This is a genomic window from Hippea sp. KM1 (genome assembly GCF_000526195.1).
Classification (GTDB): Bacteria; Campylobacterota_A; Desulfurellia; order Desulfurellales; family Hippeaceae; genus Hippea.
Genome location: NZ_JAFP01000001.1, coordinates 1 through 14,696 on the forward strand (window position 1 = coordinate 1; position 14,696 = coordinate 14,696).

At 36.4% G+C, this 14,696-nt stretch carries 13 protein-coding genes and 2 pseudogenes; 4 read left to right on the forward strand and 11 right to left on the reverse strand.

All coding sequences use genetic code 11. The features are described from left to right. The 6 genes and pseudogenes from D891_RS09005 to D891_RS0100030 form a co-directional block, all read right to left on the reverse strand. Window positions 1-958 (reverse strand): O-antigen polymerase (locus D891_RS09005; RefSeq protein ID WP_035556313.1); only part of this gene is annotated, 958 nt, incomplete at its 3' end. After that, window positions 948-1,709, reverse strand: coding sequence for a hypothetical protein (locus D891_RS0100010; RefSeq protein WP_025209004.1), 762 nt, complete (start codon window positions 1,707-1,709; stop codon window positions 948-950). The genes D891_RS0100010 and D891_RS09005, both read right to left, overlap by 11 nt. Window positions 1,710-1,713: 4 nt before the next feature. Beyond that, complete coding sequence (locus tag D891_RS0100015) at window positions 1,714-2,832, reverse strand: ISL3 family transposase (RefSeq protein WP_084042267.1); 1,119 nt, start codon at window positions 2,830-2,832, stop codon at window positions 1,714-1,716. Between the two features lie 30 nt (window positions 2,833-2,862). Next, window positions 2,863-3,825, reverse strand: a complete 963-nt coding sequence (locus D891_RS0100020) for an IS3 family transposase (protein WP_156919040.1) — start codon at window positions 3,823-3,825, stop codon at window positions 2,863-2,865. Then, the gene (locus D891_RS0100025; RefSeq protein WP_025209007.1) at window positions 3,768-4,076 is read right to left on the reverse strand and encodes a transposase; all 309 of its coding nucleotides are present in this window, start codon (window positions 4,074-4,076) and stop codon (window positions 3,768-3,770) included. Before D891_RS0100025 ends, D891_RS0100020 begins: the two co-directional genes overlap by 58 nt. Before the next feature lie 71 nt (window positions 4,077-4,147). After that, window positions 4,148-4,918, reverse strand: a pseudogene (locus D891_RS0100030) (IS256 family transposase); the annotation flags it as partial. A 108-nt stretch (window positions 4,919-5,026) separates the two neighbouring features. On the opposite strand from D891_RS0100030, the gene D891_RS0100035 reads away from it, so the two are divergent. From D891_RS0100035 to D891_RS0100045, 3 genes are read left to right on the forward strand one after another with little or no spacing between them, the layout of a single operon-like run. Continuing rightward, the gene (locus D891_RS0100035) at window positions 5,027-5,998 is read left to right on the forward strand and encodes a Wzz/FepE/Etk N-terminal domain-containing protein (RefSeq protein ID WP_025209009.1); all 972 of its coding nucleotides are present in this window, start codon (window positions 5,027-5,029) and stop codon (window positions 5,996-5,998) included. Continuing rightward, a complete protein-coding gene (locus D891_RS0100040) occupies window positions 5,995-8,550 on the forward strand; it encodes an SLBB domain-containing protein (RefSeq protein ID WP_025209010.1) in 2,556 nt (851 codons plus the stop codon). Before D891_RS0100035 ends, D891_RS0100040 begins: the two co-directional genes overlap by 4 nt. Window position 8,551: 1 nt before the next feature. Next, window positions 8,552-10,615 carry a YjbH domain-containing protein gene (locus D891_RS0100045; protein ID WP_025209011.1) on the forward strand — a complete coding sequence of 688 codons (2,064 nt, stop codon included), beginning with the start codon at window positions 8,552-8,554 and terminating at the stop codon, window positions 10,613-10,615. Between the two features lie 21 nt (window positions 10,616-10,636). Here the strand turns inward: D891_RS0100045 and D891_RS0100050 are convergent, their stop codons facing one another. Both D891_RS0100050 and D891_RS0100055 read right to left on the reverse strand, forming a co-directional pair. After that, entirely contained in the window at window positions 10,637-10,996 is a 360-nt protein-coding gene (locus tag D891_RS0100050) for a hypothetical protein (protein ID WP_025209012.1), read from the reverse strand. A 151-nt stretch (window positions 10,997-11,147) separates the two neighbouring features. Next, window positions 11,148-11,513, reverse strand: a complete 366-nt coding sequence (locus D891_RS0100055) for a hypothetical protein (protein WP_025209013.1) — start codon at window positions 11,511-11,513, stop codon at window positions 11,148-11,150. 114 nt (window positions 11,514-11,627) lie between these two features. Between D891_RS0100055 and D891_RS0100060 the strand changes: the two genes are divergently transcribed. Then, window positions 11,628-12,665, forward strand: a complete 1,038-nt coding sequence (locus D891_RS0100060; protein ID WP_035556321.1) for a glycosyltransferase family 4 protein — start codon at window positions 11,628-11,630, stop codon at window positions 12,663-12,665. 33 nt (window positions 12,666-12,698) lie between these two features. On the opposite strand, the gene D891_RS0100065 is transcribed toward D891_RS0100060, so the two are convergent. From D891_RS0100065 to D891_RS09660, 3 genes and pseudogenes are all read right to left on the reverse strand, one after another. Next, window positions 12,699-13,061 carry a transposase gene (locus D891_RS0100065; RefSeq protein WP_084042269.1) on the reverse strand — a complete coding sequence of 121 codons (363 nt, stop codon included), beginning with the start codon at window positions 13,059-13,061 and terminating at the stop codon, window positions 12,699-12,701. Window positions 13,062-13,271: 210 nt separating this feature from the next. Continuing rightward, complete coding sequence (locus tag D891_RS0100070; RefSeq protein ID WP_025209016.1) at window positions 13,272-14,375, reverse strand: IS256 family transposase; 1,104 nt, start codon at window positions 14,373-14,375, stop codon at window positions 13,272-13,274. Between the two features lie 94 nt (window positions 14,376-14,469). After that, window positions 14,470-14,598 (reverse strand): annotated as a pseudogene (locus tag D891_RS09660) (DUF4277 domain-containing protein); the annotation flags it as partial. Between the last annotated feature and the right edge of the window lie 98 nt (window positions 14,599-14,696).

Sequence of the window (14,696 nt, forward strand, 5' to 3'; positions counted from 1 at the left end):
ATCCACCTTGCGCAAAAGTAATTGAGAGATCTCTTGAGGTATCTAATGGTTTACCGCTCCAAAACATCCTAGGAATTGGAAGTGTTAAGACATATGTCCAATATTGAAGAAACTTAAAATCTAAATGATTATTAAGATATGATTCTATGGCTACTAAAGCATTATACAAACCACTCCATCTAAAGATAGGTTCAAACATTATATAGCCATCTTCACCGTTTAAATATATTAATTTTCCCATATCACCAGTAGTTCTATATATAGTGTATCCTATGAATATTGGGATCATTACTCCTATATATAGTGCTATTTTCATAAACGATACTCTTTTTACATAGTAATGATAAAATAGTAAATACATTACACCCATCAATAACAAATTACTCCTTGCACCACTCACTATAAAAAAAATAAAAAATATAGTTATAGAAATTATAAAAAATAGTTTTCTTTTTTTAGAAAATAAAAAATAAAGTGCAATTCCATAAGATAAGAAAAGCGCTGTTTTCATAAGTAAGGCTATAGGTCCATATTTGTGTTGCGATACCAATCTAAATTGCAATGGATGTTTCATGGGATTTGTATGTGTTAATTTTAGTAAAACTACAAACAAACCTATCGCAAACAACAAAGAAAAAAACCAAATAAATTTTAGCTTAATGTTAGATATAGTTTTTGTTTTTGATATTTTTAAAATGGTAAAATTGTTTGTAGTTATACGATAACCTATAAAATAACTAATAGCAAATATAAAAACCATTAAGGCTAAATATTGGTATGTTTTTCCATTAAACTCTTTTTCAAATACAAAAAGCCAAAAATTCATTCCACCAAATGCTGCGCTAAAAAAAAATAACTCTATATTTGAAGGCATAAAAATATCTTTTTTTGAATTTAAACTTAAAATATATATAAAAAACAAGCAACTAACTTCTAATAACAATAAACTAAAAGGCATTTTTTACCTTTTGATAGATAAATATTTTATTATATTGAGTATATATAGGTAAAAAAATAAATACCATTTTCAAATCGATAAAAACTAAAATAAAACCCCATCCAGTAAATAGCCAAAAATTATGTTTTCTTGAATTTCTAATATCTAAAGAAGATATTTTTTTTGCAAACAAATAATCTAAATATTTAACTATCAAAGTAGGAAAAATAATAAAGATATATTTAGATATATCTACATCAAAAAAATATAAAATAAACATCGGCTTTAAAACACCAAGCAATACTAAAGTAAGAAACCTATATGAATAATCAACTAACTTATTGTGTACATAGAAAACAGACATTAAAAAAAAACTAATCACTAAAAGCTTTAAAATAGGGACTATTTTATATAAATTCCATAACAATAACAAAACTACAATTACTCTAAATATCAATATAATATTTAAATGCTTGCAAAATTGATTTTCAACCCTTATTGAAGAGATATTTTCTTTCTTAACAGATACACAATCATTTATAAAATAACCTATCTCATATATACTCCAAAAAAATAGCCATAATAAAAGAAATTTTTTATAATCAATATGAGAGTATAAATATAAAAACATTACTACTGGAATCAATTCTCCCAAAATATAAGCAAATATTTTTCTCCCTTGATAGTATCTATAAAACTTTGTATAAAAAAAAGGAACAAGGCTACTTAAATAAATTTTGGCTCTTTCCACTTTCTTATGGGTAACTCCCACAACACTAAATCCCCCTCAAACTCTTGTTGACCAGACTGAAATCAAGTTTGCCTGTTAGAAGGTATACTATAATTCTGTAGTTTTTAAATGTCCTATATCCTCTTGCTTTTGCCTTTGCTGCCTGAATAACAGAGTTTAATCCCTCAAGTATTCCATTGTTGATTCTGCTTCTAAACCAATTTATGATTCCATTCCAGTGTTTTTTAATTGTTCTTGCAGACTCTATTATGGGTTTTAATCTTGAATAGGTTGCCCAGAAATACCATTTTTTCAGGTAGGCTGTAAACTCTTCTTCTGTTTCTGCATTATAGATGTCTTGAAAAGACTGTCTTATGTTATATGCCCTTATAGTTTTCAGATTCATATTTGATATTGTCAATTCTTTCAAAGCCTCTCTCTGTTTTCTTGTGAGATTATGTTTATTCTTAAGCCAGATATATTTGGTTCCTTTCAGCAGTTTATTTTCTTTGGATTCTTGTTTTCTTACACTATCCACTGCCTCATTGATAATCTTAAGGATATGAAACTTATCGAATGTAATATCGGCATTGGGTATGTGTTCTTTTACTCCTTTGATGAATGCAGGCGACATATCGCAACTGACATTTCTAATGTTGTCTATCTCTGCTTTATGCTCTTTAAAGTCTTTTACAAACTCTTTGACTGTTGATGCATCTTTGCCCTCTGCCACAAACAGTGTTCTCCTTTTGTTTAAATCCACAAACAGGGTGATGTATTCATGTCCCTTGGCTATACTTGTTTCATCTATACCTACAGAATCAATATTGGAGGAATCTTCATATTCTTTTGCTTTATTCACATATTTATCAAGCATATCCCATATTTTATCATTGTGGACATTGATGAGTTTAGATACCTGATTAACAGGCATGGATGAGCATAGCTGCAAAAGTAAAGCTTCAAAAAGCAGACTAAATCCACTGCTTACACCCTCCCAGGGAGCTTTTATTGTTTTTATAGTTCCATCCGGCAGTTTTACCCTTGGGATTCTTGCATGAAGATAACACTCATGCTCAAAGAAGTTTAGATGTCTCCACTTCTTTGTTATAGTATCATAAGCACTCTGGTCTGTCAACCTTTTTTTATACACCCAATTAGTCATGTTTTTTAAAAAACCCCCCCTCTTTTTTAATCACACTGCCTCTTTCTGCTCTACTTGTTGTGTTTCTTCTTCTCTTTTGTCAGTATTTCTGTAGTAGTTCTCCAAATACTCCTCAGGAGTACACCAATTCAGTGAGGAGTGGATCCTTTTCTTGTTGTAGTACAACTCTATATACTCAAAAACCTTGATTTTAGCTTCTCTTTTTGTTTTGAAAGCCCCATTTGATAGAAGCTCACTCTTTAGGGTTTTAAAGAAGCTCTCAGCGACAGCATTATCATAGCAGTTGCCCTTTCCGCTTGTGCTTTGTGTGATATTGAAAGCTTTGAGTATGTTTCTGAATTCTTTGGAGTGGTATTGAACGCCTTTGTCTGAGTGGAATATGAGTTTTTCTTTTGGTTTCCTCTTTCTCATTGCCTCATATAGGGCTTTTATGACGGTATTCTCCGTTTTTAGGTTGTATGACCTGCTCTCACCCACTACCTCTCTGTTGAACAGGTCTATTATTGTGGTTAAATAGAGCCAACCCTCTTTGGTTGGGATATAGGTTATATCAGATACCCAGACCTTGTTGGGTGAGTCAACAGTAAAGTCCTGATTCAACAGATTGGGCGGATATTTATCTATTTTTTCACTGTTTTTATTTTCTGGGTATCTGTGTCTTTTGTATCTTATGCTGATAAGATTGGCTGACTTCATTAGCTTCGCTACTCTTCTTCTTGAGCAGGTTATGTTTTCTTTTTTAAGTTCTGCATGGATTCTGCTTGAGCCGTACCTTTTCTTGTGGAGATAGAATATGTGTCGTATTCTCGAAAGTAGAAACTCATTTTCCTGTTTTCTTTTGCTTTGTCTTCTTCTTAGCCATTTGTAGTAGCTATCCCTTGTAATATCCAGTACTTTTGCCATCCTCTCAACTGGAAATTCATTTCTGAACATCTCTATAAATCTGTATTTTTGTTCTGATGAGTTGAGAAGATGGCGAGTGCTTTTTTTAATATGTCTCTCTCCTGCCTCACAATTCTCAACTCTCTTTCTAAAGCCTTTATGTCTTTTCTATCCTCTGAGATGTTTCCTTTGCCAACAAAGGCCTTCTCTCCCAACTTTTTGTATTTTGTTCTCCATTTGCAAAGGAGAGCATAGGGGATATCCATCTCCTCTGATACCTCTTTGACAGTCCTGTCTCCTTGAAGAGTAAGGAGGACTGCATCCAACTTGAATTCATTTGAAAACCTTCTCCTTGGTTTCATAAAAACTACCTCCTTAAGTTAGTGTATCATATGCACTAACTTGGTGTATACAGGATTGTAGCAGGTCCATCCATTATCTGGTTTAGCTCTTTCAGCATCTCATCCCAGTGTCTCTTTCTCACCTTGCTTTTTATGTTCTTCTTCAGATGAAACCAGCATAGCTGATGCTTTGCTTTGGGGAATGCCTCCTCTATTGATCTTGAGAGCCCTTTTAGATCATCGCTGATTATCATTCTGACATTCTTTAGTCCCCTTGATTTTAGGTCCTCAAATATCTCTCTCCACATCTGTGTATTCTCATTGCCTCCAGGTAGGAAGTATGCAAGTATGTTTCTTCTGCCGTCGTATCTCAATCCCAGAACAGCATAAACTGCCTCTTTTTCTACACTGTCCCTCTTCAGAGGCAGGTATGTTGCATCTATGTATAGGACTGGATACTCATCATCCAACCTTCTGTTTTTGAACTCCTCTATGACCTCTTTTGGTATGTCGGAAATATAGCTTGCAAACTGGGATGATATGGAACATCCAATGAGATTTTCTAAAACCTTGCCTGCCTTCCTTGATGAGACTCCAGACACGAACATTGCCCTTATTATGTCATCAAGGAGAAACATCACCCTCTTTCTCTCAGGCAATACATCGCTTTTGAACTTGCCGTCCCTTGTTCTGGGGATGGAAAGCTCCATCTGACCTAATATTGTTTTTGGTGACCTTGTGTAATATCCATTTGCCCTTGTTGATTTGTTCTCTTCCAGATACCTGTCTCTTTCCTCTTTCATGATCCTTTCAATCATTGACTTGAATTCTTCCTTCAATTGTGTAAAAATCAAATCATACATGTGTTTTTCCTCCTTTGAAGGGTTAGTGTCAAAGAGGGGTTATAACATATAACCCCTCTCCCTTCAAAGGGTGACACAAGTAATTTTACACTGCCTGGAGGGAGGTTTATGGATAAATTGGAAAAAGAAGAAAGATGCATGGATGTTTATCAGGATGATGAGATAGATTTATATGAGTTGTGGGAGAGGATATGGAAGTATAGAAAATTTATAGTTGTTTTTACACTCTCTTTGACGATAATAACCGTTGTGGCAACGCTTTTTATGGAGAATATTTATAAAAGCAGTGCTGTAATATTGCCAACCAAGCAGGGTTCAGGAGGAAGCTCTTTGGTATCTCAATACAGCGGCATTGCGTCTTTGGTTGGTATAAGCCTGCCCGGCTCGGGTGGCAGTGATGATATAATGGCCCTTTTGAAATCAAGGAGCTTGAAAAGGGAAACAATTGAGAAATACAATCTTTTGCCTGTTATACTTTATAAATCGTGGGATAGTAAAAATAAGAGATGGATAGAAAAAGAGGGTATTATAACAAAAATAAAAAAAGCTATTTTTGGCTCCAAAAAGCAGGTTTTTAATAAAGAAGAAATAAGAATGTCAAAAGCTATTAAATCATTTTCCGATATGATAGATGTTAATGAGGATAAAAAGCTTGGAACGATTAGCGTATCTGTGGAGTATCCGGATCCTGTTATAGCCGCCAACCTTGTTGGTGATTTGCTTTCAACCTTAAAGGATAGGATGACCAAAGAGGCTATAGAAATTGCAAAAAAAAGAAAGAAGATATTGGAAGATGAACTTAATAAAACCCAGGATCCAACTATACAACAGAAGCTTTACAGTTTGATAGCGAAACAGGAAGAGACAATGGTTATGGCTAAGGTTAGTGAGGATTTTGCCTTTAAGGTTATCGATCCGCCCCAAATTCCTATTAAGAAATACAAACCCAAAAGAAAACTTATCGTTATAGTGGCTTTTATTATGAGTCTTATTTTGGGTATTTTTTTGGTATTTTTTGTTGAGTTTATAAAAGAGGCTAAAAATAGGAGGCAAGAGATGCTGAAGGAGGAGTCGGCATGAAAAGAAGTGTTATTCTATTTGGAATCATTTTTATTATATTTGGTTTTGCTTTGGCTTCAAATAGCCAGAATATACAAGGCAGTCCTAATTTACCAGCAAATATCTCTCAAACTCAGCTGCAACAGGTTATACAGAACAATCCGCAGTTTAAAGATTTAACGCCTGAGGAGATACAAAGAGCTTTGGAGATAGTTAGGAGTAATAGAATTCAACAAAAACAGGCTTATAAAAGCAAATATAGGTTTTATGATAATACAACAGCAGATAATTTAACTGATAATATAACGAGGAATAAAAATTTTTATTCTGAAAGGGAATTTGACAATAATAGTGGGTTGTTTAGCATTTATCTTAAGACCTCATCTGGCGTTTTGGATATCTCTTTAGAAGATTTAAAACCTTACGGTTACTCTCTGTTTGAAAGAAAACCCAGTGAACCTTTGTTTGTTCAACCTGTCCCACCAAATTATGTTATCGGTCCTGGTGATGAGATACAGGTGATACTGTGGGGAAGGATAAATGCACAATACAACCTTAAGGTTGGTGCAGACGGCAGGATATTCTTTCCTAATATAGGCCCATTAATGGTTGCCGGTATGACATACAGTAAGATGCAGGATTTTTTAAAGGAACAGGCAAAGAGGATAATAGGGACAAATGTATCTATAACCCTTAATGGACTTCATCAAATTCAGGTTTTTGTTTTAGGAGAGGTAAAAAAACCCGGGTTGTATAGCTTGCCTGCCATGTCTACTGTTTTAGATGCTCTAATGGCGTGCGGTGGCCCAACAACACGGGGGACATTAAGAAAAATAGAGCTTAAAAGATATAACAGAGTGGTAAATGTTCTTGATATATACGATGTTTTGATGAAGGGCGATAGGTCGCATGATTGGATATTAAGAAACAACGATGTGGTTTTTGTGCCACTTGTAGGTCCGCTTGTAGGTATTGCCGGTAATGTGAAAAGACCGGGTATATATGAGTTGAAAAAACCGGCAAGCCTTAAGGATATAGTGAATATGGCTGGTGGATTACTGCCCAATGCCCTATCCCAGGTGATTCAGGTTGTAAGGTTTAAGAATCATAAATGGAGAATAGTTAAGGATATAGAGTTTGATAATAAAAAACTATTAAATAGCTTTATGGTTAAGGATGGAGATTTGGTTAAGGTATTTTCTGTCAGAAGTAATCTGAAAAACTCCGTGGAGCTGATTGGTAATGTAAAGCATCCAGGTGTGTATTCATATCATCCCGGTATGAAATTAAGTGAATTAATAAAGAGCTATAATGATTTGTTGCCCAATACATATCTTAAATACGGCCTTATTAAGAGGTATAATACCTCTGAGACCGATACAGAACTGTTGAGATTTGATTTAAGAAAGATATTAAATGGTCAATACGATATTGCCCTTAAACCATTGGATAAAGTCTATATATTCCCCAAATCCTTTTTTAAGCAGAAACCTAAATATTTTATATTCGGAGAAGTTAGAAATCCGGGAATATATGAGACCTGGGATAGCAATTTTAGGATAAAAGACCTTATAATGAAAGCCGGGGGTTTAAAAGAAGGTGCCTATATGAAAAGAGCAGAGATTGTATCTTATAAATACCTGGATAATGGATCCCTGGCTGAGATGTCAAGAAAGTATGTGGATTTAAGGTTGGCTATGATGGGTGATCCGTCCAATAATATTTTGCTAAAACCATTTGATAGGGTTTTTATAAGGAAAATGCCTGGCTGGGGAGATGTAATTAATGTCACCATTAAAGGAGAGGTTAAATTCCCAGGTGTTTATACTTTGAAGAAGGGTGCTAAATTATCGGATTTAATTAAAGAAGCTGGTGGGTATAAGGACGATGCATATCTAAAGGGCGCTGAGTATCTATCACCAACCGCCAGAGAGATTCAGCAAAAGGCTTTAGAGGAGCTTGTCAGAAAGCTGCAGTCACAGATATTCCTATCAACCAGCGAAACAAGCCAAAAATCCCTTTCCGCAGAAGAGGCCCAAACTGCCAAGACCCAGATGACACTGGCAGAAAGGTTTATTAATACGCTTAAACAGCTTAAGGCTAAAGGCAGGGTTGTTATAAGATTGGCTCCTGTTAGGATAATGGAAGGCACCCCATATGATATTGAACTTGAGGATAAAGCGACACTTATTATACCGAAGGAAAAGGATATAGTAAGTGTTGTTGGCGCTGTAATGTCACCCTCAACATTCGTTTATTCGCCAGATTTCAGCTGGAAGGACTATATAAAAATGGCCGGAGGGTATTCTGAATTTGCGGATAAGAGCAATGTGTTTGTGCTAAAAGTTGATGGGAGCGCTTATAAGGTATCATCTGGTGCGGTTAAATGGAATCCGTTTAAATCCAGGTGGGAGGTTGCTGCCTTCTCGAACAAGAGTGAGCTTGATCCGGGTGATACCATTGTTGTTCCAAGTAAGGTTCAATTTACGCCGTGGTTGAGAAATATAAAGGATATTACTCAGGTTTTGATGCAGATAGCCGTTACAACAGGTGTTGTTCTTAAGTTGTATTAAAATGAAGAAAGCCCTCCTGTTTTTATTGTTTTTTGCATTGATTAAGGGGTCGGTTTATGCAGCCGACTCCCCTTTTAATTCGCCTTCCAATTACGGTATATCTGGCTTGATGGCCATACCCAATGCAAGGGTAATGAAGAAAAACAGGTATAGGTTTGGAGCAAGTTTTGTTTATCCGTATTGGAGATTTTACGGAACATTTTCTCCTCTTAAAAGGCTTGAGCTAAATGGCTTGATTACAGATATAATTGGGGTTAAAGGTTTTAGTAATAATAGTAAATACGGTAATTACAAGGATAAGGATATTGATTTTAAGTATCAGCTTTTTCCTGAGGGTAAATGGAGACCTGCTATAGCAATTGGCGGTAATGATTTAATTGGAACAAGACTGTATGCGTCACAATATTTGGTGTTTAGTAAACAGATATGGCCTTTTGATTTTACTATAGGTTTGGGAAACGGTAGGTATGGAAAGAAGCAACTTGGCAGAAGCAAGAGTAAATTTGAATTTGAGATGCTCCATCACCCTATTGAATGGTTTAAGGATTCTAAATTGTTCTGGGGTATTGAATTTGCACCCACTGATAGATACTCCCTTATGGTTGAATACAATCCTACTGAATTTCACAACCAAACCAAGGATCCTGCAACCAGAAAATACTTCAAAAAACCTGTAAAATCACACTATAATTTTGGATTGAGATGGAAACCAAGAAAGTGGATAGAACTTGATCTGTCTTATCAGAGGGGGGAAAGATTTGCTGCCAATCTGTCTGCCAATTTTAATATAGGTAAGCCTCTTATTCCTATCTATGATCCACCATATGTTGAGCCTGTTGCTTATTTCAAATACCCTATTGAGAGAAGGATTGCTTTGGCATTGCAGGAATCTGGGTTTAGCAATATCATGGTTAAAATAGAGGATAAAAGGCTGTATATAGTTGCAGAGAACACAAAATACTTCTATCAGACAAGGGCATTAGGAGTTGTGTTAAATATATTAAAATCCATCCATCCCAAGGATAAAAAATTGGGTGTCTCTATAATACTGGAGAGGAACTTTATTCCAGAGTTTGAATTTACGACCACTGTTAGGGATATTGTAGATTTGAAAGACAAAAGAATTTCAAAAGATAATTTTTTGTATTTATCTAAACTCAGAACGCAAAACATATATGTGCCTAAGGGTGAATTTAGTAATATCAGGATGTTCGATTGGGGTTTAAAGCCCAATACAGAAACATTTTTAAACGACCCCTCAGGTTTCTTTAAATACAGAGCAGGTATTTCTTTGTGGGGTAAGTATTTCCCGTGGAAGGGCGGCAGTGTATATGTCTCTGTTAGTAAATATTTCTTGAATAACATCTCCACAGTGAATAAACCACTATCAATACCTGTCAGGAGTGATATAGTTTTATATGAAAAACAGAACTTTAATCTGGACACATTGCTTTTTAATCAGATTTTTAAGGTGGGTGATGTGTATTTTAGGGGGGCAGTGGGCCTTTTGGAGTATGAATATGCAGGCATAGATGCTGAAGTTGCAAAACCGCTCTTTGATGGAAAATTGCTTGTGGGTCTTGGTGGAAGCTTGGTTAAAAAGAGGAGTCCGGATAGGATGTTCGCCTTTGCAGATGCTAATAAACTAAAAGAGAATGTGAAAAAATACTATGCGCCGTTCTTTTTGAAGGCCAGGATAAACTTTCCATCGAAGGATCTGTTTTTCGATATAAAAGCAGGAAGATTCTTAGCAGGGGATTATGGGTGCAGATTCCAGATTTCAAAGGATATAAACGGTGTTATACTCTCTGCGTGGTATTCAATAACCAACACATCTGTTTTTCATGATAGTGTTAATAGGGGTTATCATGATTATGGTATATCTTTGAGTTTACCGATAAGGCTGTTTAAGGGTGAGGATAGTAAGGTGGTCTACGACTATTCTCTTTCGCCCTGGACGAGGGATGTTGCCCAGGATATAAAGCATCATAAAGAACTATTTAATTATATGAGACGAACACAACCGTGGTATCTCTATCATCATGGAAATGAGATATTTAAATGAGAAATAATGAAAGTTGAGGGATTAGTGGTTAAAGAATGTTTCAGCTAAACCTACTTTCCATGAGCCGTTTTCCTTCTTCATGAGCAAAAAAACAGGATTGGGGGCTTTTTTGTATTTGATTGTTATCTTTGCATCGTCTGCGTGTATATATTTTATATTCCAGCTGCTTTGGTTAAGTATGATATCTGGGTTGAAATATCTTAAATAAGCATCCCAATAATCACGGGCAAGGCCTTTGCCTTTCTTAAAGCTGGATCTTACTATATTTACATCACACTTTCCTGAAGATTTTTTTATAAATTTACACACATCCTTTATGATTATGCTTTTGGATTGTTCTGTCAACAATTGCCATATGCCTCTATAATCCTTGCTTTTCATCATCCTGAAGAAGGTATCGGCTCTATTGAGGATTAAAGAAGACTCCCTCTCAAACTGAGAGAGAGCCCAAGAATTAACACCAATTAACGACCCAATAAATAATAGATAAAAAATCAGCCAGCTACTTTTTCTCATAGAGCAAAGATTAATTCTAATGATGATGAGTTGTCGTTGTTCCGCCTGTGGATGCAGCTATAGCAGCTATAACACCTGCTGCCACCACAGCTCCAGCTGCTATAGTTCCTGTACTAACTCCCGCAATAGTTGCTGCCCCTGCTGTTGCCCCAGCTGTTGCGGCTCCTGCTCCAGCTGCCCCTGCCGCAGCTCCTCCAGATGCTCCTCCTGCTGCTGCACCTGCGCCACCAGCAGCTGCTCCAGATGAACCTCCACCGCTTGTAGCTGCAGCTGCTCCACCCCCTGCGGTTGCAGGCGCAGCCATAACAACAGGTGTAACACCCAAAACCGTAGCAACACACATACTTAAAACACCAATACCTACTTTCTTTTTCAGCTTCATCTTCTCCCTCCTTCTAATTATATCTACTAAATCCTTATAGCAAATAGAGCTACTAAAGTCAATTTTATTTTAATATATTTTGACATATAAATTGTAAATTACTAAAATTACTACATGAACCAGTTTTTAATTGTTTTTGTAGTAGTTTTTTATGTCTCTTTAATTAGCTGTTTTTTTTTAATTTATTTGGCAAGACATAGGGGGTTGTTTCTTGATAAAGTTAAAGAGAATAAGCCCCAAAGGTTCCATCAAGATGACACTCCAAGAATAGGCGGGTTAGGCATATTCCTTGCTTTTTTAATAGGATCGTTGTTTTTTGCTAATACTTTGGCTTTAAAACTATTTTTAGCAAGTTTGCCTGTCTCCATTGGCGGATTTTTGGAAGACTCTTCAATAAAGGTAAGTCCAAAAATAAGACTAATATTGGCTTTTTTGTCTGCTTTTTTGGTTATTTTATTTACAGGAGTTTTGCTTAAGAATCTGGGCTTTGCGCCTTTTAGGCATTTACATTACGCAATAGCCTTTGTATTCACGGTTTTTGCTGTAGCTGGTGTGGTAAACTCTATAAATATAATCGACGGTTTCAACGGCCTTGCAAGTGGCTTTTCTCTGATTGCTTTAGCTGTGTTTTCTGCTGTGTCATACCAATTGCACGACACTGCCCTATTTGAAATTAGCTTGGTTTTGTTCTTTTCTACACTGGGCTTCTTTGTTTTGAACTTTCCCTTCGGCAAGATCTTTTTAGGCGACGGCGGGGCTTATTTTTTGGGTTTCATGCTTGCAGAGTTATCTGTGTTTTTAGTCTCAAGACACCCCCAGGTCTCCCCTTGGTTCTGCCTGGCAGTCATGATATACCCCGTCTGGGAGGTGATATTCTCCTTCTATAGAAAAAAGTTTTTACGCGGAACATCTCCGTTTGAACCAGATAGATTTCATTTTCATATGCTTGTTTTTCGCAGACTTACAAAATCAAACCCCAAAACATCACTCCTCATCTTGAGCTTTATCATTCCTTACGAATTTGCCCTCTATTTCTTCAAAAACCGAACATCAATCTCAATGCTCTTCATTTTGTTTTTTATAGTTGCCTACAACATGTCATACCATGCAATTGTGTGGCACAGAGGCAAACCCCCATCTTACACCTCGTAGATACTGTGTCATTTGTCAACCCCTTTTAGCCAATCAATGCGTTTTTTCTAAGTATGCATTCTTATACTGTGCCAATGCCATAATTAACAGTTTCCTCATACAAGCAACCAAAGCCACCTTTTTCTTTTTGCCGTTAGATACAAGTCTTTCAAAAAACTCTTTGATTTTATCGTTGGTTCTTATTGCGCACATACCTGCCATATAGATGAGGTTCCTTATATAGCCATCTCCCTGTTTGCTTATTCTTTTATTTGTTTTCTTTTTGCCAGATTCATATACAATGGGGTCTAATCCTATCAACGCAGTTGCCTCTCTCCTATTTTTAACCTGTTTCTTTTCAAAAAACAAGAACAAATTAACGGCTGTTAGAAAGCCTATGCCCTTTATACTTTCTATCTTTTTGTGTCATCCGTCGTGCTAAAATACACCACCAACGCCTACTAAAAGTGCACCACTTTTAGTAATTGGTTATACTCTCCTTGGGTAATCTTTTTAAAAAGGAGAGTGTCAGAATGATTAGCAAGGAGGAGTTTGTTGTGATCCACACGGCAATGTCAACTTTTTTGTGTCACCCCTCTTCCTGTTTGGTTCACTTAGTTTCCCCATCTATCCAAAAGCCTCCATCAGGTATTCAGAGTATCTGAGCTTTCTTGATGAATACTTCTCATCCTTATCTTTGAAGAAAAGGTAAAGGAACTTTTCAGCACTGTCCTCAGAATGGAGATAACCCCTAATTCTTAAAGAATCCTTTAATTCCTTGAAACACCTCTCCATCCAGTTTGTTGTTGAAAAGTATACCTTTATCTTTTCATTGAGGTTTGAGAAGTGTGTATAGTTCTTGACTTTACTTTTTAGGCTGTTTAGGGATTTATAGAGCCTACTCCATTTGTCGATGAACTCATTCATCAAGAGTTCTGCCTCCTCTTGGGTCTTAGCCTCCATTATCTGGTTTAGCTCTTTCAGCATCTCATCCCAGTGTCTCTTTCTCACCTTGCTTTTTATGTTCTTCTTCAGATGAAACCAGCATAGCTGATGCTTTGCTTTGGGGAATGCCTCCTCTATTGATCTTGAGAGCCCTTTTAGATCATCGCTGATTATCATTCTGACATTCTTTAGTCCCCTTGATTTTAGGTCCTCAAATATCTCTCTCCACATCTGTGTATTCTCATTGCCTCCAGGTAGGAAGTATGCAAGTATGTTTCTTCTGCCGTCGTATCTCAATCCCAGAACAGCATAAACTGCTTCTTTTTCTACACTGTCCCTCTTCAGAGGCAGGTATGTTGCATCTATGTATAGGACTGGATACTCATCATCCAACCTTCTGTTTTTGAACTCCTCTATGACCTCTTTTGGTATGTCGGAAATATAGCTTGCAAACTGGGATGATATGGAACATCCAATGAGATTTTCTAAAACCTTGCCTGCCTTCCTTGATGAGACTCCAGACACGAACATTGCCCTTATTATGTCATCAAGGAGAAACATCACCCTCTTTCTCTCAGGCAATACATCGCTTTTGAACTTGCCGTCCCTTGTTCTGGGGATGGAAAGCTCCATCTGACCTAATATTGTTTTTGGTGACCTTGTGTAATATCCATTTGCCCTTGTTGATTTGTTCTCTTCTAAGTACCTGTCTCTTTCCTCTTTCATGATCCTTTCAATCATTGACTTGAATTCTTCCTTCAATTGTGTAAAAATCAAATCATACATGTGTTTTTCCTCCTTTGAAGGGTTAGTGTCAAAGAGGGGTTATAACATATAACCCCTCTCCCTTCAAAGGGTGACACAAGTAATTTTACACTACCAGGTTCTTTGATTTACTTGATGATGGTATTGCATCATCTATGGTTTCTTTAATCTTCAGTTCATCTATCATACCGGCTATCAGTCCTAAGTGATCCATGTTCTTGATAACTGCCTTTTGCTGTGTCATTTGAATACCCCCTCTTTTTAGGGGTAGGTGAAAGCATTTTCTGTTCCATTTGTTTTACAACCCTTTTCATTATTTTTCGCTCTGTGCGTTTACTGTGC